The sequence below is a fragment of the Mesorhizobium sp. C277A genome (assembly GCF_040324395.1).
Lineage (GTDB): Bacteria > Pseudomonadota > Alphaproteobacteria > Rhizobiales > Rhizobiaceae > Mesorhizobium.
In genome coordinates, this window is sequence record NZ_JAMYVW010000002.1 from 4655360 (window position 1) to 4678184 (window position 22825).

General features: G+C 63.4%; 20 protein-coding genes and 1 pseudogene. 5 read left to right on the forward strand and 16 right to left on the reverse strand.

Annotation, left to right across the window (positions count from 1 at the left end):
* Nucleotides 1-116 precede the first annotated feature (116 nt).
* The 9 genes and pseudogenes from NKK52_RS22980 to NKK52_RS23020 all read right to left on the reverse strand — a co-directional run bounded on the left by NKK52_RS22980 (nucleotide 117) and on the right by NKK52_RS23020 (nucleotide 10026).
* Nucleotides 117-1238 carry a branched-chain amino acid ABC transporter substrate-binding protein gene (locus NKK52_RS22980; RefSeq protein WP_023668720.1) on the reverse strand — a complete coding sequence of 374 codons (1122 nt, stop codon included), beginning with the start codon at nucleotides 1236-1238 and terminating at the stop codon, nucleotides 117-119.
* Between the two features lie 137 nt (nucleotides 1239-1375).
* Nucleotides 1376-1723, reverse strand: coding sequence for a DUF6867 family protein (locus tag NKK52_RS22985; protein WP_023668719.1), 348 nt, complete (start codon nucleotides 1721-1723; stop codon nucleotides 1376-1378).
* Nucleotides 1724-1835: 112 nt separating this feature from the next.
* Nucleotides 1836-2564 carry an ABC transporter ATP-binding protein gene (locus tag NKK52_RS22990; protein WP_023668718.1) on the reverse strand — a complete coding sequence of 243 codons (729 nt, stop codon included), beginning with the start codon at nucleotides 2562-2564 and terminating at the stop codon, nucleotides 1836-1838.
* A gap of 20 nt (nucleotides 2565-2584) precedes the next feature.
* Nucleotides 2585-3691, reverse strand: a pseudogene (locus tag NKK52_RS22995) (ABC transporter ATP-binding protein); the annotation flags it as partial.
* On the reverse strand, nucleotides 3691-5286 hold the full coding sequence (gene livM, locus NKK52_RS23000) for a high-affinity branched-chain amino acid ABC transporter permease LivM (protein WP_023684138.1): 1596 nt from the start codon (nucleotides 5284-5286) through the stop codon (nucleotides 3691-3693). The gene livM and the pseudogene NKK52_RS22995, both read right to left, overlap by 1 nt.
* 4 nt (nucleotides 5287-5290) lie before the next feature.
* Nucleotides 5291-6193: a branched-chain amino acid ABC transporter permease gene (locus NKK52_RS23005; protein ID WP_023684137.1), complete on the reverse strand. Its 903-nt coding sequence runs from the start codon at nucleotides 6191-6193 to the stop codon at nucleotides 5291-5293.
* 460 nt (nucleotides 6194-6653) lie between these two features.
* Nucleotides 6654-7655: a 4-hydroxyproline epimerase gene (locus NKK52_RS23010; protein WP_023684136.1), complete on the reverse strand. Its 1002-nt coding sequence runs from the start codon at nucleotides 7653-7655 to the stop codon at nucleotides 6654-6656.
* 13 nt (nucleotides 7656-7668) lie between these two features.
* A complete protein-coding gene (locus NKK52_RS23015) occupies nucleotides 7669-9087 on the reverse strand; it encodes an NAD(P)/FAD-dependent oxidoreductase (protein ID WP_280940314.1) in 1419 nt (472 codons plus the stop codon).
* A 45-nt stretch (nucleotides 9088-9132) separates the two neighbouring features.
* Nucleotides 9133-10026, reverse strand: coding sequence for a dihydrodipicolinate synthase family protein (locus NKK52_RS23020; protein WP_023684134.1), 894 nt, complete (start codon nucleotides 10024-10026; stop codon nucleotides 9133-9135).
* Between the two features lie 69 nt (nucleotides 10027-10095).
* Between NKK52_RS23020 and NKK52_RS23025 the strand changes: the two genes are divergently transcribed.
* A complete protein-coding gene (locus tag NKK52_RS23025) occupies nucleotides 10096-10785 on the forward strand; it encodes a GntR family transcriptional regulator (protein WP_502902994.1) in 690 nt (229 codons plus the stop codon).
* 36 nt (nucleotides 10786-10821) lie between these two features.
* Here the strand turns inward: NKK52_RS23025 and NKK52_RS23030 are convergent, their stop codons facing one another.
* Together NKK52_RS23030 and NKK52_RS23035 are read right to left on the reverse strand one after the other, a co-directional pair.
* Complete coding sequence (locus NKK52_RS23030; protein WP_023684132.1) at nucleotides 10822-11121, reverse strand: hypothetical protein; 300 nt, start codon at nucleotides 11119-11121, stop codon at nucleotides 10822-10824.
* A gap of 202 nt (nucleotides 11122-11323) precedes the next feature.
* Nucleotides 11324-12820, reverse strand: coding sequence for a CoA-acylating methylmalonate-semialdehyde dehydrogenase (locus tag NKK52_RS23035; protein WP_023684131.1), 1497 nt, complete (start codon nucleotides 12818-12820; stop codon nucleotides 11324-11326).
* A gap of 365 nt (nucleotides 12821-13185) precedes the next feature.
* Between NKK52_RS23035 and NKK52_RS23040 the strand changes: the two genes are divergently transcribed.
* From NKK52_RS23040 to NKK52_RS23055, 4 genes are all read left to right on the forward strand, one after another.
* Nucleotides 13186-14067 carry a LysR family transcriptional regulator gene (locus tag NKK52_RS23040; RefSeq protein ID WP_023668708.1) on the forward strand — a complete coding sequence of 294 codons (882 nt, stop codon included), beginning with the start codon at nucleotides 13186-13188 and terminating at the stop codon, nucleotides 14065-14067.
* A gap of 123 nt (nucleotides 14068-14190) precedes the next feature.
* Nucleotides 14191-14631, forward strand: a complete 441-nt coding sequence (locus NKK52_RS23045) for a phospholipase A2 family protein (RefSeq protein ID WP_023684130.1) — start codon at nucleotides 14191-14193, stop codon at nucleotides 14629-14631.
* Nucleotides 14628-16301 (forward strand): phospholipase D-like domain-containing protein, encoded by a 1674-nt coding sequence (locus NKK52_RS23050; protein ID WP_245263107.1) that lies wholly within the window; start codon nucleotides 14628-14630, stop codon nucleotides 16299-16301. The genes NKK52_RS23045 and NKK52_RS23050 overlap by 4 nt, the downstream gene beginning before the upstream one ends.
* On the forward strand, nucleotides 16235-16780 hold the full coding sequence (locus NKK52_RS23055) for a phospholipase D-like domain-containing protein (RefSeq protein ID WP_245263106.1): 546 nt from the start codon (nucleotides 16235-16237) through the stop codon (nucleotides 16778-16780). The genes NKK52_RS23050 and NKK52_RS23055 overlap by 67 nt, the downstream gene beginning before the upstream one ends.
* 104 nt (nucleotides 16781-16884) lie before the next feature.
* On the opposite strand, the gene NKK52_RS23060 is transcribed toward NKK52_RS23055, so the two are convergent.
* The 5 genes from NKK52_RS23060 to NKK52_RS23080 form a co-directional block, all read right to left on the reverse strand.
* Nucleotides 16885-18141 (reverse strand): D-amino acid dehydrogenase, encoded by a 1257-nt coding sequence (locus NKK52_RS23060; RefSeq protein ID WP_023668705.1) that lies wholly within the window; start codon nucleotides 18139-18141, stop codon nucleotides 16885-16887.
* Between the two features lie 93 nt (nucleotides 18142-18234).
* Nucleotides 18235-19344: an alanine racemase gene (alr, locus tag NKK52_RS23065; protein WP_031198509.1), complete on the reverse strand. Its 1110-nt coding sequence runs from the start codon at nucleotides 19342-19344 to the stop codon at nucleotides 18235-18237.
* Nucleotides 19345-19615: 271 nt separating this feature from the next.
* Nucleotides 19616-20131, reverse strand: coding sequence for an RNA pyrophosphohydrolase (locus tag NKK52_RS23070; protein ID WP_023684128.1), 516 nt, complete (start codon nucleotides 20129-20131; stop codon nucleotides 19616-19618).
* A gap of 2 nt (nucleotides 20132-20133) precedes the next feature.
* A complete protein-coding gene (locus NKK52_RS23075) occupies nucleotides 20134-21315 on the reverse strand; it encodes a divergent polysaccharide deacetylase family protein (protein WP_023684127.1) in 1182 nt (393 codons plus the stop codon).
* Between the two features lie 183 nt (nucleotides 21316-21498).
* Complete coding sequence (locus NKK52_RS23080; protein ID WP_023684126.1) at nucleotides 21499-22824, reverse strand: S41 family peptidase; 1326 nt, start codon at nucleotides 22822-22824, stop codon at nucleotides 21499-21501.
* Nucleotide 22825 lies beyond the last annotated feature (1 nt).

The following is a 22825-nucleotide window of genomic DNA, read 5'->3' on the forward strand; positions in this document are numbered from 1 at the left end:
GCCCGCAAAAATTCGACCCGGCTAGCGGCTTATCCAGCCACCCTCGCTGCCGCCCTGTCACCAAAGAAAAAATGCCCGGCGCGAGCGCCGGGCATTCCATAGAGCTGTGTTCCGAATTACGACTTCGGGAACCAGGAGATCTTGCCGTCCGGACCCTTCTTCCATTCGTACATGATGTAGCCCGGGAGCTTCGGATCGCCCTTCGCGTCATAGGCGAGATCGCCCAGAACGGTCTTGAACGGACCCTTCTCGTGCAGCGCCTTGGCCACTTCCACGGGGTCGTTCGACTTGGCCACGGCAGCGGCCTCGGCGATCACCTGCATGGCGGCGTAGGAGTAGAGAGTGTAGGCTTCCGGCTCGAAGCCCTGGGCGCGGAACTTCTCGACCAGTGCCTTGTTCTCGGGGATCAGGCGCGGATCGGGACCGAAGGTGTTGAGCGTGCCGATAACCGCATCGCCGGCGATCGCAGCCAGCTCGTCGGTGACGATGCCGTCGCCCGACATCAGGGTAGCCTTGAGGCCCTGGTCCGCCGACTGGCGGATGATCAGGCCGGCTTCGGTATGCAGGCCGCCCCAATAGATCAGGGTAACACCGGCGTCCTTCATCTTGGCAATCAGCGCCGAGAAGTCCTTGTCGCCGACATTGACGCCTTCGTACATGACTTCGGTCAGGCCGGCTGCGTTCATCGCCTTCTTGGTCTCGTCGGCAAGGCCCTGACCATAGGGGGTCTTGTCGTGGATGACGGCAACCTTGGCGTCCTTGAAGTTGGTCGCGATATAGCCGCCGGCGATGCCGCCCTGCTGGTCATCGCGTCCGCAGGTGCGGAACACGTTCCACAGGCCGCGCTCGGTGAATTTCGGGTTGGTCGCCGCAGGCGTCACTTCGACGATGTTGTTGTCGACGTAGACTTCCTGCGAAACCGGGATCGAGACGCCCGAGTTGAAGTGGCCGATCACGAATTTCACGCCGTCGCCGACGAACTTGTTGCCGACCGAAATGCCCTGCTTCGGATCGGAGACGTCGTCGCCGACTTCGAGCTTGATCTGCTCGCCGTTCATGCCGCCTGCGGCGTTGATGTCGGCAACGGCCGCTTCCGCACCCTTCTGCAGCTGCGCACCGAAGGCCGCATTCGGACCGGTGATCGGACCTGCGACGCCGACGATAACGTCAGCCCATGCATTGCCACCGAACGCGACAAGCGCGGTCAGGGCAACGGCGGACAAAAGTGATTTCTTCATTTAAACGCTCCCATTTACGAGGTGGGCGTGGATGAAACTTTCATGCGATGCCCACCCTTATCGCAGAAAGCGTACTTTGCCGATTTTCAGGCCCTTGTCACGCCGATTCATCCCCGGAACGGCGTTAATGATGAACGTCAACCTTTCGGTTTCCAGCTTAAGATCGAAGCCCGTTCGTAAAGCCAATTATACTGCGTCACCATCTGGTTCGTACGCGTGTATTGATAGCCGACAAATCCCAATATCATGAGCACGATTGTGTCCACGACATAGTATTGCAGCGAAAACATCGTGCCGCCGAACAAGGCATGATGGATGAACCTGATGCCTATGCCGAGACCCAGCAGATAGGCGAACAGCGCCGGCAGGCTGCGCCATGTCTGGGCGCTGGCCTTGCCGGTCATCCATGCCGCCCAGCCGCCGAGCAGACAGGTGACGAAGAAGAACTGCCAGATGGAAGGTTCCTCGTGAAGAATGCCTTGCATGATGAAGACTCCCTAGCATGATCCCGAAAAGTTGCAGACTTTTCGGACAAAGGTCATGCGACAAACAAACAAGTTGGAGCGGAATACCGTATGCATACATTCCGCTCCAAAATCAGTGATGGCCGCCTTCGAGATAGGCCGCCCGCACTTCCGGATTGGCGAGCAATTCCTTGCCTGTGCCGCTCATGGTCACGTTGCCGTTGACCATGACATAGCCGCGCGTGGCGAGTTTGAGCGCGCCGAAGGCGTTCTGCTCGACCAGGAACACGGTCAGCCCTTGCGTGCGGTTCAGCTCGCGGATGGCATCGAAGATCTGCTTGACGATCAGCGGCGCCAGACCCAGCGACGGCTCGTCGAGCAACAGCAGCTTAGGCCGCGCCATCAGCGCACGTCCGATCGACAGCATCTGCTGCTCGCCGCCCGACAGCGTGCCGCCGCGCTGGGCAATGCGCTCCTTGAGGCGCGGGAACAGCGCGAACACCTTCTCAGCATCTTCGTCATAGTGCTTGAGATTGTCGAGACCGGCGCCCATCTGCAGGTTTTCCATCACCGTCATGCGCGGGAAAATGCGCCTGCCTTCCGGCGACTGCGCAATGCGCATGCGGGCGATCTCGTGCGTCGGCATCTGGGTGATGTCGGTGCCGGCGAAAGTGATTGAGCCGGCACGAGCGCGCGGCGCACCGAAGATGGTCATCATCAGCGTCGACTTGCCGGCACCGTTCGCACCGATCAGCGCGACGATCTCGCCCTGGTTGACGTGGACATCGACGCCGTTCAGCGCCTTGATGTTGCCGTAGTAGGTCTCGACGCCCTTGATGTCGAGCAGCGTTGTCTCGGCCATCACTTACGCCCTCCGCGCGGCTTGCCTGTCGGGGATTTGGTGGCCGCCGGCTTGGACTTGGCCGTTAGACGCTCGGACGGTGCTCTTGGCGCGGAGTTGGCTCTTGTATCGTATTGGGTGGCCTTTGAAGCTCCCTTCGACACTGTGACCCGCTCGCCCTGGCTGTGGCCGATCGTGTCGCTTACCGGGCCGGCGAGATAGGAAGACGATGTGCCTGGTCCGTGAGCCGAATCCGGCCCGATGTCCAGCTGCTCGATGACGTCTTCATCGCCGACCTCGGTCAGCACCGTCTCGACCTCCTCGTCGTCGACGCCGAGATAGGCGGCGATGACGCGCGGGTCGGTACGCACCGATTGCGGGCTGCCGTCGGAAATCTTGCGGCCATATTCAAGCACCACGACATGGTCGGAAATCTGCATGACCACCGACATGTCATGTTCGATCAGCAGGATCGAGGTACTGCTCTTGATGTCCATCAGCAGCGAATTCAGCGCAGCCGACTCCTTCGGATTGAGACCGGCCGCAGGCTCGTCGAGGCACAGAAGTTCGGGCCCTGTGCACATGGCGCGCGCAATCTCGAGGCGCCGCTGCGCGCCATAGGGCAGGTCGCCGGCCGGATCGTCGGCGCGATCGACAAGATCGGCCTTCTCCAGCCAGTGCTTGGCAAGCTCCACCGATTCAGCCGAGGCTCTGCGGTAGCCGCCGATCCCGAACAGGCCCAGGATCGTATAGCCGGATGCCTTCATCAGCTTGTTGTGCTGGGCAACCAGCAGATTCTCCAGCAGCGTCATGCCCGAGAACAGGCGGATGTTCTGGAAGGTGCGCGCCACCTTGGCGCGCGCCGGGATCTCATGATTGGGCAGCCGTTCGAGCAGGAAGCTCGAGCCGTCGGCCCGGTTGAGCGTAATCATGCCTTCCGACGGCTTGTAGAAGCCGGTGATGCAATTGAAGACGGTGGTCTTGCCGGCGCCATTGGGTCCGATCAGAGCGGTGATCTCGCCGCGCTTGGCCTGGAACGACAGATCGCCGATGGCGATCAGGCCGCCGAACTTCATCGAAAGATGCTCGACCTGGAGGATGGCGTCTTTCATACCCGGATTGGTCTTCTGAATGGAGGTCGCGCTCATCAGCCGTGCCCTTCCTTGGTGAAGGAGGAGGAGACCGCTTTTCGTTCACTGAGGAAGGCCGTCGGTTCACGGCTGCCGACAAAGCCGCGCGGCTTCCACAGCATGACGATGACCATCGCCATGCCGAACAAAAGCATGCGGTAAAGCTCCGGCGTGAAATCTTTTCCGAAGACACTTTTCAGGAAATCGAGTTCGCGCAGTGCCTCGGTGCCGCCGATCATCACCAGCGCGGCGACCGCGATGCCGACCAGCGAGCCCATGCCGCCGAGCACCACGATGGCCAGGATGATCGCCGATTCCAGGAAGACGAAGGATTCAGGGCTGACGAAGCCTTGCCGTGCGGCGAAGAAGGCGCCGGCAAAACCGCCGAACATGGCGCCGGTGGCAAAGGCGGTGAGCTTGGTGGTGGTGGTGTTGATGCCAAGCGAGCGGCAGGCAATCTCGTCCTCGCGCAGCGCCTCCCAGGCGCGGCCGACAGGCATGCGCCTGAGCCTGATGGTGACGAAGGCGGTCAGCAGCGCCAGCCCGAGAATGAGATAGTAGAGGAAGATCTTGTAGTAGGCGCTTGACTGGGCGATGTGCAGCACCTTGCCGATATAGTTCGGGTCGGTCGAATTAAACGTCATCAGGCCGAAGAAGGTGACCTTCGGGATGCCGGAGATGCCGGCCGAGCCGTTGGTGACTTCACGCCAGTTGATCAGCACCAGGCGGATGATCTCGCCGAAGGCCAGCGTCACGATCGCCAGGTAATCGCCACGAAGCCTGAGCACCGGAAAGCCGAGCATAACGCCCCAGAAGGCGGCCATGGCGCCGGCGGCGGGCAGCAGGATCCAGAACGACAGGCCGTATTGCGAACCGAGCAACGCATAGGCATAGGCGCCGACCGCGTAAAAGGCGACGTAGCCGAGATCGAGCAGGCCGGCGAGGCCGACGACGATGTTCAGCCCCCAGGCCAGCATCACATAGATCAGGATCTGGATGCCGAAATTGTCGACCCACTTCAACGAGCCCTGCAGGCCGCCGGTTATCGACCACGCGTAGATCGACAGCACAACGACGACGAGGATCGGGTATAGCACCAGCGCCGCAATCCCGAGCTTGGTGAAATTGGCGTGGATGAAGGAGCGGAAATAGAAGATCACGCAAGCGAGCGCGTAAATGACGGCCAATGCGCGCAGGAACTGAAGGTAGCCGGCCAGATCGGGTCCGACCAACGCCGGCAGGGCGCTGCCGAACGCAACCAGGACAACCGCCAACACGACGGCGACGATGAAGGCCGGAAGCAGGAAGAAGCGCGACGCGACGCTCGCCGGCAACAGGCCGGTGGCGACATTGGTGATCTTCTGATTGGCCATGAACGGCTGGCCATAGGCAATGTAGAAGAAGCGGCCAAGCATGGTCAGCACGACCACGGTGATGAGCAGCAACCAGCGCTGCACCAGGATCAGCTGGTTGCTGATGTTCTGGTCGGTCTTCAGGCCGATGAAGAGAATGAACAACCCCAGCGAGATGGCGCCGGCATAGAACGCTTCGCGCAATGCACGCTGCACGGGGGACGCGACGGTGTCGCGCTCCGAGGATACGGAAACCGCCATTGTCTCAGACCTTTTCGACTTCTGGCCGGCCCAAAATGCCGGAAGGCAGGAAGATCAGCACGATCGCCAGGATCGAGAACGCCGCGACGTCCTTGTAGTCGATCGAGAAATACGCCGACCACATGCTCTCGATGAAGCCGATCAAAAGCCCGCCAAGCACCGCGCCCGGCAGAGACCCGATGCCGCCGAGAACGGCCGCGGTGAAGGCCTTGACCCCCGGCACAAAGCCGTCGGAAAAGGCGATGACGCCGTAATACATCAGGAACAACGTGCCCGCGACGGCCGCAAGCGCTGCACCCATGATGAAGGTGATCGAGATCGTACGGTCGACATTGACGCCGAGCAGCGCCGCCATCTTGCGGTCCTGCTCGCACGCCCTTTGCGCCCGGCCGAGGGAAGTCCTGTTGACCAGGTACCAGAACAGCGCCAGCAGCAGGGCGGTGACGACGACGATGATGATCTGCTTCAGCGACACGCTGATGCCGTTGATGTTGTAGACTTGGCTGACCATCGGCGGGATCGGCTTGTTGCGCGGGCCTTGCGTCACCTGGATGAAGTTCGACAGCGCGATCGACATGCCGATGGCGGTGATCAGCGGCGCCAGCCGGAACGAACCGCGCAGCGGCCGGTAGGCCACCTTCTCGATCGTCCAGTTGTAGAGGCTGGTGAGCAGCATCGCCACGATCATCATGATCAGCAGCGCCAGGACGACCGGGACCGAATAGAACAAGGAGCCGAGGATGAGGAAGACAACGAGGGCGGCGAATGCCCCGACCATGAAAATGTCGCCGTGGGCGAAGTTGATCATGCCGATGATGCCGTAGACCATCGTGTAGCCGATTGCGATCAGCCCATAGATCGATCCCAGCGTCAGCCCATTGATAAGCTGCTGGACAAAGTACTGCATGTGTACATGGCTCCCCTGGAATGTCGCCCATGCAGACGCATTCCTTTTCGTATTTCCCCTAGTCGTAAAGTTTCGAGCCCGGATTGCAACGTGATTTTTCAAACGTCGAGCGTGTTTTGCCGGCACGCCTTCCGATTGCCCGTTTTTTTGCTCCCGACCGCTGGACTATCGCGGACCCTATCATTGGCATAACGCAATGTCTTTGACGATTCAGCCGGGCCAGCGACCTCATTTCGAAGAAATCCCGGTCAAAATTCGGTGATGAGACGAATCCTTGCATTGTTGGCGGGTTTCGTTTTTTAGCCACATTCCGTACTGACCAGCTGCAACATGGGTTACTTCCCGACTTATGGCGGTGGATGCCTCGCCCAACGCGCTAACCTTTCGCTGACTGGTTTGCCAAGAGGTCCCGCTCTGGGTCCAAGTCCTGGTCTCGGTGGATGATCGGCAGCCTACCGCATCACTTAACCACAAAACCGTGCGCGAACGGATCGCGGTCGTCGATGAAGATGGTGTTCAGGCCGGTCATCCGGGCCCAGCCGCCTATCGAAGGAATGATGGCCGGCTTGCCGGCAACAGTGACGTCCCTCTCGACCTTGCCCTTGAACAGCGAGCCGATGATCGATTCGTGGACAAAACTGTCGCCGGCCTTGAGCTTGCCCTTGGCATGGAGCTGCGCCATGCGCGCCGAGGTGCCGGTGCCGCAAGGTGAGCGGTCGATCGCCTTGTCGCCATAGAAGACCGCGTTGCGCGCATCCGCGCCCGCCATTGTCGGCTCGCCCGTCCACAGCATGTGGGACAGCCGGTTGATGCCGGGGTTTTCCGGATGCACGAACGAGTACTTCTCGTTGAGCCGCTGCCGCACCACGGGGCTCCAGGCGATGAAATCGCTGGCGGAATAATCAGCCATGTCGCGAAAATTCGCCTGCGGCTCGACGATTGCGTAGAAATTGCCGCCATAGGCGACATCGACAGTGATCTCGCCAAGCTGCGGGCAGTCGACCGTCAGTCCCTCGGCATAAAGGAAGGACGGCACATTCGTGATGCGCACCTCCTCGACATAGTCGCCGACTTGTTTGTATTCGGCGATAACCAGCCCGGCCGGTGTGTCGAGCCGGAGCACGCCGGGTGTCTTCGGCTTGATCAGCCCATGTTCGATGGCCATCGTCACCGTGCCGATCGTGCCGTGGCCGCACATCGGCAGGCAGCCCGACGTCTCGATGAACAGGATGGCTATGTCGCAATCCTCGCGCGTCGGCGGATAGAGGATCGAGCCCGACATGACATCGTGGCCGCGCGGCTCGAACATCAGCCCGGTGCGGATCCAGTCATACTCCGCCAGGAAATGCGCCCGCCGCTCCATCATCGTCGGCCCCTGAAGCAAAGGGCCGCCGCCGGCGACCAGCCGCACCGGATTACCGCAGGTATGGCCGTCGATGCAAAAGAAGGATTTTTTGGCCATGATTTCCTCGAACTCAAAACCGTTGCGGGCTGAAGGGAGCAAGATCGATCGGCGAAGTTTGCCCGAGAACAAGATCGCGGATCAAGCGGCCGCTGGCCGCCGCCTGGGTCAGGCCGAGATGGCCATGGCCAAAGGCGTAGACGACGTTGGACGCGGTGCGCGCCGTGCCGATGACGGGCAACGAATCCGGCAGCGACGGGCGACACCCCATCCACTCGCGGCCACCTGACGCGTCCAGCCCCGGAAGGAATTGTCTGGCTTTTTCCAGCATGGCCTTCGAGCGCGCAAAATTCGGCGGCCGGTCGAGACCGCCCAACTCGACGGCGCCGCCGACGCGCAAGCCCGTGTCGAGTGGCGTGATGACGAAGCCATGGCCGGAAAAGATCAGCATTCGCTGCACGTCGAAAGCGGTCTTCGGCAGTGTGGTGTTGTAGCCGCGCTCGGTTTCGAGCGGGATGGTGTCGCCAAGCGCCTTCGCCAGCAGATGCGACCATGCCCCGGCGGCCACGACAAGATGTCTTGCCTGCCTGGTCGTGCCGTCGGTCAGCGTCAGCGTCGCGCCATCAGGATTGGCGGCGACGCGCTCTATGCGCGCCTTTTCGAAACGCGCGCCCAGCCTTTCGGCATAGGCCCACACCGCCTTGCCGAGCAGTTTCGGATCGGCGACGGTCTTCCAGCCCGGCACGAAGGTGCCCTTGATGAAGCGCGGCGACAGTCCCGGCTGCAGCCGCGCCAGTTCGTCGCCTTCGACATGGCGAAAGTCGATGCCGAAGCGCTGGCGCGCCGCCCAGCCCGGGAGGCCGGCCTGAAACTCGGCCTCGCTTTCATAAAGTTCCAGCGAACCGTCTTCGCGCAGCATCGGCCGCGTGCCGGAACGGTCGAGCAGTCCCATCCATTCGGCCTCGGCGAGCTTCATCATGTCTGCCTGAGCAGCAAGGCTCGCCTCATATTTTGCCGGTGCGCCGGCGCGCCAGAAGCGCAACAGCCAAGGCAACAGCTTCGGCAGATAGGCTGGCGGGATGCTGAGTGGCCCGAGCGGATCGGCAAGCCATTTCGGCAAGTGCCGCATCATGCCCTTATGCGCCAGCGGCAGCACGTCGGAGAAGGCGAAGCCGGCGGCATTGCCGGAGCTCGTCTCCTCGCAGATGCCGGTGCGGTCGAAGACCGTGACGCTGCGCCCGGCCTCGGCCAGCATGGCCGCCGCGCAGATGCCGACAATGCCGCCACCGACAATGGCGATATCTACCCCTTCTCCCCGTTCACGGGGGTGAGGAGTGGTCCGCGAAGCGGTGGAAAAGCCAACTGCTTGGCTTTCCGAACGACGAACGCCCGGAGCGCCAGCGAAGGGCTGCGGGGCCCGAAGGGCGGATGAGGGGCGGCGGCCCTCCTCTGTGTCCCTGGAATTTCCTTGCACGTCGGCGCTGCCCCTCATCTGGCTGCCGCCATCTTCTCCCCGTGCACGGGGAGAAGAAAGCCTTCAGAACTGCGGCAGCTTCGGCCGTACCGCCAGCGCGTCATTGATGATCTTCTCGACTGTCTTGCGGCGCTCGCCCGACAGCGGCTGGCGCGGCATGCGCACGCGGTCATTTGTGTCGATCGCGAGCACTTCGGCAAGCTTGATGTTTTGGACCAGATAGGTCGAGACATCGAGATCGAGCAGCGGCCGGAACCAGCGGTAGATCGAAAGCGCCTCCTCGCGGCGGCCCTGCTTCATCAGCTGGTAGATGGCGACTGTCTCGCGCGGGAAGGCGACGACCAGACCCGCCACCCAGCCGATGGCGCCGACCGACAGCGCCTCGAAGGCGAGATTGTCGACGCCGGTGAACAGATCGTAGCGGTCCCCGAAGCGGTTGATGATCTCTGTCGAGCGGCGGATGTCGTCGGAGGACTCCTTGATGGCGACGAAGCGCTTGTCGGCGGCCAGTTCCTCCATCTGGTCGACGGTGACGTCGACGCGGTAGGCGAGGCGGTTGGAGTAGATCATCACCGGCAGGTCGCCGGCCTGAGCGACGGCGCGCAAGGCGGCGACCGTCTCTTCCGGGTTGGTGTGATAGATCGGGCTCGGTACCACCATCAGCCCGTTGGCGCCTTCCCGGCTCGCGCGCTTTGCGATGCTCGCCGCCTCGCGGGTGCCCGCCTCGTTGACCGTCAGCAGCACCGGCTTGTTGCCTGCAACTTTCTGCGCCGTCTTCAGCACCTCGATCTTCTCGTCATGCGACAGCATCGGCCCTTCGCCGAGCGAACCGCAGACGATGATACCGTCGCAGCCTGCCTCCATCTGCAACGCAAAGCAGCGCTCCATTTCGGCATGGTCGAGGCGGTCGTCTTTGGTGAATTTGGTCGTGACGGCGGGGAAAACTCCGGTCCACATGATCGTCTCTCCATCTGATATATCAGCCGTATATCTGTTGGAAAACCGGCTGTCAATGCGGAATCCGTTGTGATATATGGAAGATATATCAGGAGCCCACCTTTGATATCCAGTGAGACAGCATACCCCGAGCCGGCCGCTGCCAAGGCCTACCATGTACTCGAGCATATGATCGTGACGTTGGAACTGGCGCCGGCGAGCTTTGTCACCGAAGGCGCCCTCATCGAGAAGCTGGCGCTAGGACGCACGCCGGTGCGCGAAGCGATCCAGCGCCTCGCCTGGGAAGGACTGCTGGATGTCAGGCCACGCGCCGGCATCGCCATTGCCCCGCTTCATCCCGGCGACTGGCTGCGCGTGCTGGATGCCAGGCGCGGCGTCGAGGTGGTGCTGGCGCGCTCGGCCGCCCGCTTCGTCACCCGTGAGGCCGCCGACCTGTTTCATGAGGCAGCCCTTGCCATGCAGAAGGCCGTCATCTCGGGCAATGTGCTGGCCTTCATCCAGGCCGACAAGGCGCTCGACGAGGCCTTGGCGATGGCCGCCGACAACCCGTTTGCGGCCCGTCTGGCCGCGCCCCTGCAGACCCACAGCCGCCGCTTCTGGTTCCGCTACAGGGCCGACACAGGACTGGCCGAATCGGCTGAGCACCACGTCGCGCTAATCCGCTCGATCCTGGCTGGTGACGAAGAGGCTGCCGCCAAGGACGCCAAACGCCTTATGGCACTGCTGCGCGGCCATGCCGAAGTGGCCGCCACACGCTGAACTCCGTCTCTGCTCCAGACTTCCGACCGGTCTTTATCAGGTGCCCGGCAAGACTGCGGCCATGGTCGCCCCGTCCCAGCCTTCGCCAGCCGTGATGATGCAGCTTTGGCCGTGTGTGTCGGTGGCCAGGATGGTCCAGGTGCCCTGGTCGGAGACGAATATCTCAAGCACCACATTCGGGTTCACCAGGCCACGAGCGGCTTGGTTTTCGTGGAACTTCTCGCCGAGCGCCTTGACCAAGTCGGTCCGCGCCGCGCATTGATCGGCTTTGGCCTCGGCGATGCCGGACATCGCGAACACCGCAAAGAATATCGCCGCCACAAGACGTCGTGTCATCTGACACCTCCTTGCGCCAGACGAGAACCCCGGCTGCAACCGGCGCTATTTTGATGGCCTGCACACGGCAGGAATGCAATTTAAGGCAGATGACAGGCTCTTGGTTCCATCGCTTGAACGTGATCGCCAATGTCGGTTTCGTACAAAGAAAGGCCCGGGACGTTGAACCCGGGCCTTCTTGCCGATCTTCGAAATCGTCCGGTCAGTTCATCGTCGGGATGACGAACTCGGCACCGTCCTTGACGCCGGAGGGCCAGCGCGAGGTCACCGTCTTGGTCTTGGTGTAGAAGCGGAACGCGTCCGGGCCGTGCTGGTTGAGGTCGCCGAAGGACGACGCCTTCCAGCCGCCGAACGTGTAGTAAGCGATCGGAACCGGGATCGGCACGTTGATGCCGACCATGCCGACCTGGACGCGCGAAGCAAAATCACGAGCAGCATCACCGTCACGGGTGAAGATGGCGACGCCATTGCCCATCTCATGATCGTTGGCTAGCTTGATGGCGCTCTCATAGGTCGGCGCACGCACCACCGACAGCACCGGGCCAAAAATCTCTTCCTTGTAGATGCGCATGTCGGCGGTCACATTGTCGAACAGGCAGCCGCCCATATAGTAGCCATCCTCGTAGCCCTGCATGGAGAAGCCGCGGCCATCGACGACCAGCTTGGCGCCTTCCTTGACGCCGGTGTCGACATAACCCTTGACGCGTTCCAATGCCTGCGCCGTCACCAGCGGGCCGAAATCGGCGGACGAATCCGTCGACGGGCCGACCTTGAGGCTTTCGACACGCGGGATCAGCTTTTCCATCAGCCGGTTGGCGGTGTCGTTGCCGACGGGAACGGCAACCGAGATCGCCATGCAGCGCTCGCCGGCCGAGCCGTAGCCCGCGCCGATCAGCGCGTCGACGGTCTGGTCCATGTCGGCATCGGGCATGATGATCATGTGGTTCTTGGCGCCGCCGAAGCACTGCACGCGTTTTCCCGCGGCCGTGCCGCGCGAGTAGATGTAATGCGCGATCGGCGTCGAGCCGACAAAGCCGATAGCCTTGATATCAGGATCGTCGAGGATGGCGTCGACGACATCCTTGTCGCCATTGACGACGTTGAGAACGCCAGCCGGCAGGCCAGCCTCGAGGAACAGTTCGGCGATGCGCATCGGCACGCCAGGGTCACGCTCGGAAGGCTTCAGGATAAAGGCGTTGCCGCAGGCCAGCGCCGGGGCAATCTTCCACAACGGGATCATCGCCGGGAAATTGAACGGGGTGATGCCGGCAACGACGCCAAGCGGCTGGCGCATCGAATAGACATCGATGCCGGGGCCGGCGCCGTCGGTGAACTCGCCCTTCATCATGTGAGGCGCACCGATGCAGACTTCGACCACTTCGAGGCCGCGCTGGATGTCGCCCTTGGCGTCGGCGATGGTCTTGCCGTGCTCGCGCGCCAGGAGATCGGCCAGTTCGTCATAGTCGCGAGCAACCAGTTCAAGAAACTTCATCAGCACGCGCACACGCCGCTGCGGGTTGGTCGCAGCCCATTTGATCTGTGCTTCCTTGGCGTTCAGCACAGCCGCACGCAGTTCCGCCGGCGACGCCAGCGCCACCGTGCCGCGCACCGAGCCGTCCATGGGCTGCATGACGTCCTGCTTGCGCCCGCTGGTCCCGGCGACATGCTTGCCGCCGATGAAATGACCGTATTCGATCATGGTTTCTCTCCCTGAGTTTGTGATGAAGCATTCAACGCCTTTGCAGGCGCGAAGGCAACGCGAGGGGAAACGCAACCGTTGTGCAAGAAATAGACAACGAAGGACGAGTGTGCATTAATTGCCGCAAATTACAGATTGCTGAAAGGCCCGAAGGTTGCGCTCCGTCACACCCCCCTCTGTCCTGCCGGACATCTCCCCCGCAAGGGGGGAGATCAGATGTGGCCGCCGCCTTCGCAAATCTTCAACGCAGCAAAAGAGACGCAGGTGGCGGAGCTGCCAATCTCCCTCCTTGCGGGGGAGATGGCCGGCAGGCCAGAGGGGGGTGGGCGGGAACGCCGCGTTCGCCGCTAGCCCGGACCACCCCCATGAACTGGGATGACGTCCGCATCTTCCTCGCCGTGGCCCGCGCCGGGCAGATCCTTGGCGCCGCCAAGCGGCTGGAACTCAATCACGCCACCGTCTCGCGCCGCATCGCAGCGCTTGAGGATGCGTTACGGACAAAACTGTTTCGCCGGCTTACCACCGGCAGCGAGCTGACGCCGGCCGGCCAGCGCTTTCTCGACATTGCCGAGCGCATGGAAGCCGACATGATCGCCGCGCGCTCCGCGGTGTCGGGCGAAGGCGACGATATCTCAGGCACCGTGCGCATCGGCGCGCCCGACGGGTTTGGCGTCGCATTCCTCGCCACGCGTCTTGGCGCGCTGACCGCGCTGCACCGCGAACTCACCATCCAGCTGGTGCCGGTGCCGCGTTCCTTCTCGCTGTCGCGGCGCGAGGCCGACATCGCCATCACCGTCGAGCGGCCGAGCGAAGGCAGGCTGGTGGCGGGAAAGCTGGTCGACTACACCCTCGGCCTGTTTGCCTCGCGGGACTATGCGCAGGCGCACGGCTTACCCGAGACCGCTGCCGAACTCGGCCAGCATACGCTGATCGGCTATGTCCCAGACCTGATCGTCAGCCCGTCGCTCGACTATGCGGCGGAGTTCAGCCCGGACTGGCGCACCAGCTTCGCCATCTCCTCAGCGCTGGGCCAGGCCGAAGCGGTGCGGTCGGGCGCCGGCATCGGCATCTTGCACACCTTTGTCGCCCGCTCGATGCCGGAGCTGATCCCCGTCAACATCGTGACGCCGATCCGCCGCGCCTACTGGCTGGTCTATCATGAATCGGTCCGGCCGCTGCGCCGCGTGCAGATCGTCGCCAACTTCATCACCAAGGCGGTCGAGAGAGAGCGCGGGCTGTTTGTCTGATGGCCGCGCCGCCTTGCCTTCGCCACAAAATCGGCCAGTGTGGCAACAAGCGCGATGTCGCCTATCATTAAGGATTGGCTGCGCCGGGTGGGACACTTTTTTGCAAAGCTGGTGCGGATCAAAATGCGAGCGGTGCTCGCCATCTTGCCGCTTGTCGCGCTTTCCGCCTGCGCCAATCCATGGACCGAAGTTCCGGAAGCCGAACTGCCCAAGCCGGTCCGTATCGCAATGGCCCGCCCGTCGCCTTTCGTCTTCGGCAATTATTGCGGTCCCGGCACCCGCACCGGCGACCTCTCGGCTCGCCCTGTCAATCGCCTCGACAGCGCCTGCCAAATCCATGACGCCTGCTACATCGCGCGCCATAATCATTGCGACTGCGACGGCGCGCTCGTCGCCTCGGCAAAGGCGATCCGTGATGACAAGACAGCGCCGAAAAAGATGCGCGGCGAGGCCGAGCTTTTGATCGCCACTTTCGCGCTTCCCGTCTGCAAGGTGTTTCCGCAAGGCTTCCTGCCGCCGCGCGATCCGGCTGAACTGAAGACGATGAACGGTGCGACCGGATGAACCGCGCCATCTGCCTGGCCTTGGCCGGGCTGGGGCTGGCGGCCCTTGCCGGTTGCGCCGCCCCGATCCGGCACAGCTGCGATTTCTTTCCCGATGCGAAGGATTGCGGCCGGCCGTCGCTATCGGCCGACACGCCGGGACCGCAGACTGCAGCAGCAGCGTTTTTCGGCGATGCCGGCGCCCGCGACTATGAAAGGCAGTTTCTGGCGCTGCTCGCCCACAACCAGATCGGCGCCATCGACAGGGCGAACGGCACCGGTCCGTTCGGACATGACCGCCACGCCATCGCCAACCGCGATTTCCAGGCCACCTACCGGACGCTGGAACGGCTGGCGAAGCCGGTTACCGCCGAACAGATGCCGGCAGTGAGCGGCACAGCCGGCGAAGGCCATTTCAACGGCCGTTGGCGCGTGTCGCGGCAGACGCTCTATGTCAACGCCGCCGCGCGGCCCTCCGCGCCAAAGACGTTCAGCTTTTCCGGCCTGCAGGCGCGCTCGGTCGAGATCGTGATGCGCCAGGCGGGAAAGCAGCCGGTTGAGATATCGGGCGCCTGCGACGGGGCGCTGGCGATTCGCGCCGGCGGTGGCTCGCGCAGCGTGGCGAGCGGTGCCGCCTTCCGCCTCCGCCTGTCGGCCGGGCAAACCGCCAGCCTGTTCCCCAGCGATGGTTTGAACCGCTGCAGTCTCAAGCTCAGCTCCAGTCTGGCGCCGGCAGGCGCCCCGCTCACCATCCTGCGCGAAGAGGTTGCCTATCCGGCGATAGCCGCGCTCGACAGCCGCTACGAGCGTTGTCCAGTGCCCGGTCCATCCGGCCTGGATGAACTCGCCCGCGTCTTCTATGCCGGCCGCTGGCTGTCGCAGAGCTGTTCGCTGCCGCTCGGGTCACCGCGCCTGTTACGCAAGTCGCGCGACGGCTTCAACGCCAAGGTCGAAGCGCTGCTCGGCGCGCCTTTACCCGACAGCGCCTTCGACAAGGCCGACCCCGAACTGCCGCTCGATTTCTCGCGCGCGCCGAAACTCAAGCTGGTCTATCTGTCGTCGCTGGAGTTCAAGGCCGATTTTTCCGGCCGCGTCATCGAGCGGCTGATCCGCCATCACGCAGCCCTCGGCACCAAAGTGCGCATCATGGTCACAGACGTGCTGGAGCGCGACAAGGACGATGCCCTGCTGCACCGGCTGGCGGCCGATTATCCCAATGTCGAGTTGCAGGAATATCGTTGGCGGGCCGACCACGGCGCGCCGGTCGACGAGCAACTGTCACAGCTGCACAAGACCCATCACGTCAAGATGCTGGCGACGCTTGCCGAGGATCCCGCCCGCTCGCGCGTCATCATCGGCGGCCGCAACATTCATGACGGCTTCCTGTTCCACAAGCCGATCGACCTGTCGCGCTATCCGAACCTCGAGCAATACGGCAAGACCGACGGCCTCTCGCTCAACTACATTCGAACTGGAGCGATTTCGACATCGAGTTTGCCGACCCGGCCACGGTCGAGACGCTGGCCGCGCATCTCTCGACATTGTGGCTGCGCGACGCCGACACCAACATCGCAAGACCCTTCTCCATTCCGGTGCGCTCCGACAGCCGGCGCCCGCCGGGCACGGTGCGCCATTTCATTTCCGTGCCCTACGAGGACAACCATGCGCTCGAGACCTATTTCGTCGAGCTGATCGACACTGCCCGGCACCATATCGAGATCGTCAATCCCTACCTTAATCTGACGCCGAAGCTCAGCCTGGCCATCGAGCGGGCGCTGGCGCGCGGCGTCAGGATCGACATTGTCGGCCGCATCGACCTCAAGGGCGATATTGGCGGCAAGCTGCTGACCGCGCTCAACAAGCTGTTCGTGGAGAAATATTGCGACCGCATCAACATCCGCGAATTCAAGGCGCCCGATGTCGTGCTGCACTCCAAGATCATGATGATCGACGAAAGGCTGGTGACGATCTCGTCGGTCAATCTCAACAACCGCAGTTTCTTCCACGATCTGGAGAACGGCATGACGGTGCTCGACCCTGCCTTCTACGCCAGGATGCAGCCGGTCTATGACGACTATGTCGCCCATTCGAACCCGGTATCGACCAAGGTGACGATACCGTGGGCCTACCGATGGCTGTTCTCGAAGGGTTGGGTGAAAGAGGCGTTTTGAGGGGCTGGCGACGCTGAAGGAATGCCGTTCTGTAGCGATCCTTTACACCCCCTCTGTCCGGTAGGACAGAGGGGGTGCTGGCCCGCCAGCTTTAAAAAGCACCCCTACCTCAAATACCGCTCCGGCCCCAGCTCCCGCACATCGATATCAGGCACCTTGCTGGAGATGATGTCGGACAGCACCTTGGCCGAGCCGCAGGCCATGGTCCAGCCAAGCGTGCCGTGCCCGGTGTTGAGATAGAGGTTGGAGAACTCGGTGCGGCCGACCAGCGGCGGCCCGTCCGGCGTCATCGGCCGCAGCCCGCACCAGAAGGACGCCGCCTTGAGGTCGCCGCCATCCGGGAACAGATCGCCGACCGAATGTTCGAGGGTGCGCCGGCGCGATTCATGCAGCCTGAGATCGAAGCCGGAAATCTCCGCCGTGCCGCCGACGCGGATGCGGTCGCCGAGCCTGGTGATCGCCACCTTGTAGGTTTCGTCCATTACCGTCGACACCGGGGCGGCGACCGCGTCCTTGATCGGAACGGTGATCGAATAGCCCTTGACCGGATAGACCGGGATCGGGCGCCTGAGCAGGCGCATGAAGCGCGCCGAATAGCTGCCCAGCGCCAGCACATAAGCGTCGGCCGCGCGCGAGCGCTGGTCGGTGCCGACGCTGACGATGCGATTGCGGTTCTTGGAGAAGCGCCGGATCTGCGTACCGTACTCGAACGTGACGCCGCGCGCCACGCAGAGCTCGGCCAGCCGATCGGTGAACATCTTGCAGTCGCCAGTTTCGTCGCCGGGCAATCTCAGCCCGCCGACAAACTTTTCCCGCACGCCGGCCAGCGCAGGTTCGGCGCCAATGCAGCCTTCGGGATCGAGCAACTCGTAGGGAACGCCATATTTCTTCAGCACCTCTACATCGCCGCCGGTGCCGTCGAGCTGCTTTTGCGTGCGAAACAGCTGCAGCGTGCCCTTGGTCCGCTCATCATAAGCGATGCCGGTCGCCTCGCGCAGCGCCTTCAGCGTGTCGCGGCTGTATTCGGCGAGCGGCACCATGCGCGCCTTGTTGATGGCATAGCGATCCGCGGTGCAATTGCGCAGCATCTTGATGAGCCATGTCCACATATACGGATCGAAGGCCGGCCGCACCACCAGCGGGCCGTGCTTCATCAACAGCCACTTGATTGCCTTCAGCGGAATGCCGGGGCCGGCCCAGGGCGAAGCATAGCCCGGCGAGATCTCGCCGGCATTGGCGAAGCTGGTTTCCAGCGCCGGCCCTTTCTGGCGGTCGAACACCGTCACCTCGTGGCCGGCCTCAGCGAGATAATAGGCAGTGGTGACCCCGATAACGCCGCCGCCCAACACGAAGATCTTCATCGCATCACTCTCCACGACGACTTCCGTCAGAGGGCCGCCGCCTCCTGTCTGCCGGATTCTGCGGCGTCCGCCAAGGGGCGGCGTGTCGCGGCTCTATTCGTTGATATAGCGGCGGTGGAAGCGGGGGCCGAGACTGGTCAGGATTTCATAACCGATCGTGCCGGCATGACCGGCGGCGTCATCGACGCTCTGCGAGGGGCCTAGCAGTTCGACAAGGTCACCCTCGCGCAGCCGGCCGGCCGGCAGGGCCGAGATGTCAAGTATGATCGAATCCATCGACACCCGCCCGACAAAGGGCAGTCGCACGCCGTCGAGCCAGGCAGCCGAAGCCGCGCGCCGGTGCCAGCCATCGGCATAGCCGAGCGAGATCGTGGCCGCGCGCAAGGGACCGCTGGCCAGAAACGCATGTCCGTAGCCGACGCCCGCGCCCTTATCGATGCCGCGTGTCTGGATGATCTTTGCCTCGAGCCGCACCACCGGCAGCATCGGGTTCGCCTCATCAGGCGTCGGATTGATGCCGTAGAGCGCAGCGCCCGGACGCGCGAGGTCGTACTGATAGCGCGGCCCAAGAAAGATGCCGGAGGAATTGTCCAGCGACGCCGGCGCCTTGGGCAGCACTTTGCGCAGCCGTTCGAACTCCCTGAGTTGCGCGTCATTGGCCGCATTGGTCGGTTCGTCGGCACGGGCCAGATGGCTCATGACGAGGACGACATCGACGCCGGCGAAAGCATCGGCCGTAAGCGCCTCGACCTCTGCCGGCGCCATGCCCAGCCGCGACATGCCGCTGTCGACCTGGATGGCGGCCTTGAGCTTGCGGCCGGCCTTTTGGCCTGCCTCGCTCCACGCCTTCAGTTGCCCGGTGCTGTTGATGACGGGAACAAGGTCGGCGGCCACCGCTTCAGGTTCCGAGCCCGGCGGCAGGCCATTCAGCACATGGATTTCCAGCTTCGGTCCGAGTGCGTCGCGCAGCGCGACACCCTCGGTGAGATGCGCGACAAAGAAGCTGTCGCAGCCTTCGGCAACCAGTGCCGCCGCCACTTGCCGCGCGCCGAGCCCGTAGCCGTCGGCCTTGACGACGCCGGCGCAGCGCACGCCGCCGAGCTTCGCGTTCAGCCGCCGGTAATTCTCTCGGATAGCGCCGAGATCGATGGTGAGAATGGCGCCGGCCGCCGCTTCGCTGATCGTATCTTTGGCTTTATGCATTGCAGACCCGCTGAAGTCGGCGCTGCCCCTCATTGTCCTGCCGGATATTTCTCCCCGGCCCTATACGGGGAGTTGAGGAGCGGTCCGCGTAAAGCGGACGAAAAGCCAACTGCTTGGCTTTTCGAGTGACGAAAGCCGGCAGGCAGGTGAGGGGCAGCCCAGACGCTGCGCTAAGAGGCCATTGCCCGGCGTCGTTCATATGGGTCTCGTGGCTGCGGGTGTCCCGATCAATAAAGCACGAATCAGGTGCCGTGCGAACCGTCACATCCAGCTAGGCAAGATGACGGAACGCCGCCACCACATCCTCATAGACCTTCCGTTTGAACGGCACGATCAGATCGGGCAGGTCCTGCATCGGCCGCCATGCCCATTCATCGAATTCGGCGGTGTGGCCGCCCGGCGGCGGATTGATCTGGATCTCGCTGGTCCCGCCGTGAAAGCGGTAGGCGAACCATTTCTGCGTCTGGCCGCGATAACGCCCCTTGAGGGCTATGCCGACCAGATCGGGCGGCAGGTCGTAGTTGATCCAGTGCGGCGCCTCGTCGAGCAGCGTGACCGAGCGCATGCCGGTCTCTTCATAGAGCTCGCGCCCGGCCGCCTGCAGCGGCTCCTCGCCCTCGTCGATGCCGCCTTGCGGCATCTGCCAGAGCTGCGTGGTCCCGGCAAATTCGCTGTCCGGTTCGGCGATGCGGTGCCCGACCCAGACCAGCCCGTCGCCATTGAGGATCATCAGTCCTACGCAAGGGCGGTAAGGCAGCGTCTCGGGGTCGACAGGTTTCTTCGTCATGATCAGCCTTTTTCCGGGTCGATGGCCACCGCCGAGATCGGCACGATCTCGATGCCGCGCTTTTTTGCTTCGACCACCCAGGACGCCACGGTATCGACGGTGAGGTCGAAGGCCGAGCCGATGCCGACGGCGGAGCCTTTGGCACGCGCGGTCGCTTCCAGCGCGTCGAGCTTTTTCAGGATGGCGCCGCGGTCCTGCACGGCGTCGATTGCCGTATCGCCGGCGACGAACGGCACACCGTCCTTCAAGGCGAGATCGGACGCCAGGCTCCGCGCGGACGAGCCGTCATCGACATAGGCAAGGCCGCGCTTGCCAAGCTCGGCCATGAACGGCCCCATCGCTGTCGCGTCGGCCGAAAAGCGCGCCCCCATATAGTTCATGACGCCGGTATAGTTGGTGGTCCGCGACAGCGCCCAGCGCAGATTCTTCAGATTCTCGTCCGGGCTTGCCGCCACTGTCAGCGTGTTGCGGCCGGGATTGACGTTGGGATAGTCGAACGGTTCGAGCGGCACCTGCATGACCACCTCATGCCCGCTCTGCCGTGCCGCCTGCATCCACCGGCCGATGCTGTTGCCTTGCGGCGCAAAGGCCAAAGTCACTTCAGCCGGCAGCTTGGCGATCGCCGCCTGCGTGCCGGTCTGCGACACCGCAAGCCCGCCGATGACGATTGCCACGCGAGCGCCGCGCGAACCCGACCACGGCCGCGCATAGACATCGAACGGCCGCCGGCCGTCAGCGGCGCGAACCGGGAGTGGGCCGGTGTCGCTGGCCTCGATCAGCGCCCTGTCGGGGATATGCGCGATCTTCAGGTTCTGGCCGATCGTCGACGGGTCGTGGATGACAATGGCTGCATTGGGCGGGCCGTCACCCTCCTGGGTTTGCACATGGATGATCTGCGGACCGCTGGCCTTGGGCGTTTCCGCCTTCGGCGCTGCCGCCGTCGCTTGAGCAGTGGGTGCTGCGGGCGCGGGCTCGGCCGCCGCCGTCACCTTCGGCGTCGAGACCGCGATTGCTTCCGTTTTGCGGAACGGCTTCTCGCGCAGCGCGATCGCGCCGGAGATGCCGACCGCGGCCAGCACGACCAGCGTCGCCGCGACGGCGCCAGCGCTGATCCCGCGCGACGCAGCACGCGGTCGGACGGTCTGTCCGAGCGGGCGTTCGATGTCCTTGCCGACGTCAGCCAAGCCGCATCCCCGGGCGCGTGATCAGCGAAATCTTTTCGCCATGCGCAGATCCAAAACTGACGGCGCGTCCCCTGCGCCTTTTGAGGCGCAGCGCCCAGCTGCCCCCGAATCAAACTGCCGGAACCTCACGGTCCCGGCAGCATTGCATCGCTTCGATTGGGCAGCCAGAGCTACCAGTCGATTTTATTGGTTAAGCACTGCCTTCTCCGGATTCGGCGGGAATGCCGGGTCGGTCTTCTGGCCGCGCAGCAGCTGTTCGGCATAGATCAGCTGCAGATCGTCCTTTGGATCCGGCGGCACATAGGCAGCCGAGCCCGAACCGGTATCGCTCTCGTCGGCGCCCTTGATGTGGCCCTTGAGGTCAGATTCACCGCGCGTCAGGTCCCTGCCCTGCAGTTCGGGCGGCAGCGGCTGGTCGACCTTGATGTCGGGCGTGATGCCCTTGCCCTGGATCGACTTGCCGGACGGCGTGTAATAGAGCGCCGTCGTCAGGCGCAGCGCGCCGTTCTCGCCAAGCGGGATGATGGTCTGCACCGAGCCCTTGCCGAAGGACTGCGTGCCGACCACTGTGGCGCGGCGCAGGTCCTGCAGCGCGCCGGCGACGATCTCGGAGGCGCTGGCCGAACCGCCATTGACGAGCACGATCAGCGGCTTGGCGCCGATGTCGTCGCCTGCCTTGGCGTCGAAGCGTGTGACGTCCTTCGGGTCGCGGCCGCGGGTCGAGACGATCTCGCCACGGTCGAGGAAGGCGTCGGACACGCTCACCGCCTGGTCGAGCAGGCCGCCCGGGTTGAGCCTGAGATCGAGCACATAGCCCTTGAGCTTGTCGTTCGGCACCTGCTTCTTGATGGTGTCGATGGCGCTCTCGAGGTCGTCATAGGTCTTTTCGGTGAAGGAGGTGATCTTCATGTAGCCGATGTCGTTCTCGACCCGGAACTTGACCGCCTTGACCTTGATGATGTCGCGCACCACCGTCAACTCGATCGGCTTGTCGGCGCCCTGGCGCAGGATGGTCAGCTTGATCGGCGTGTTGACCAGGCCGCGCATCTTTTCGACCGCATCGTTAAGCGTCAGGCCGCGAACCTCTTGGCCGTCGATCTTGGCGATATAGTCGCCGGCCAGCACGCCTGCCTTGGCAGCCGGGGTGTCGTCGATCGGCGTGATCACCTTAACCAAGTCGTTCTCCATGGTGACCTCGATGCCGAGGCCGCCGAACTCACCCTTGGTCTGCACGCGCATGTCCTGCGCCTGCTCGGCATTCATGTAGGAGGAGTGCGGGTCGAGCGAGGTGAGCATGCCGTTGATGGCGTTTTCGACCAGCGACTTGTCGTCCGGCGGCGTCACATACTGCGCCCGCACGCGCTCGAAGATGTCGCCGAAGATCGCCAGTTGCTTGTAGGTCTCGGAGCCTGCAGCGTTCGCCGTCGAGCCGGGCGCGCCATAGACCAGGCTCATCGCTGACGCGCCCATCAGCGCACCGGCAATAAGAAGCGACAGTTTCCGCATCATT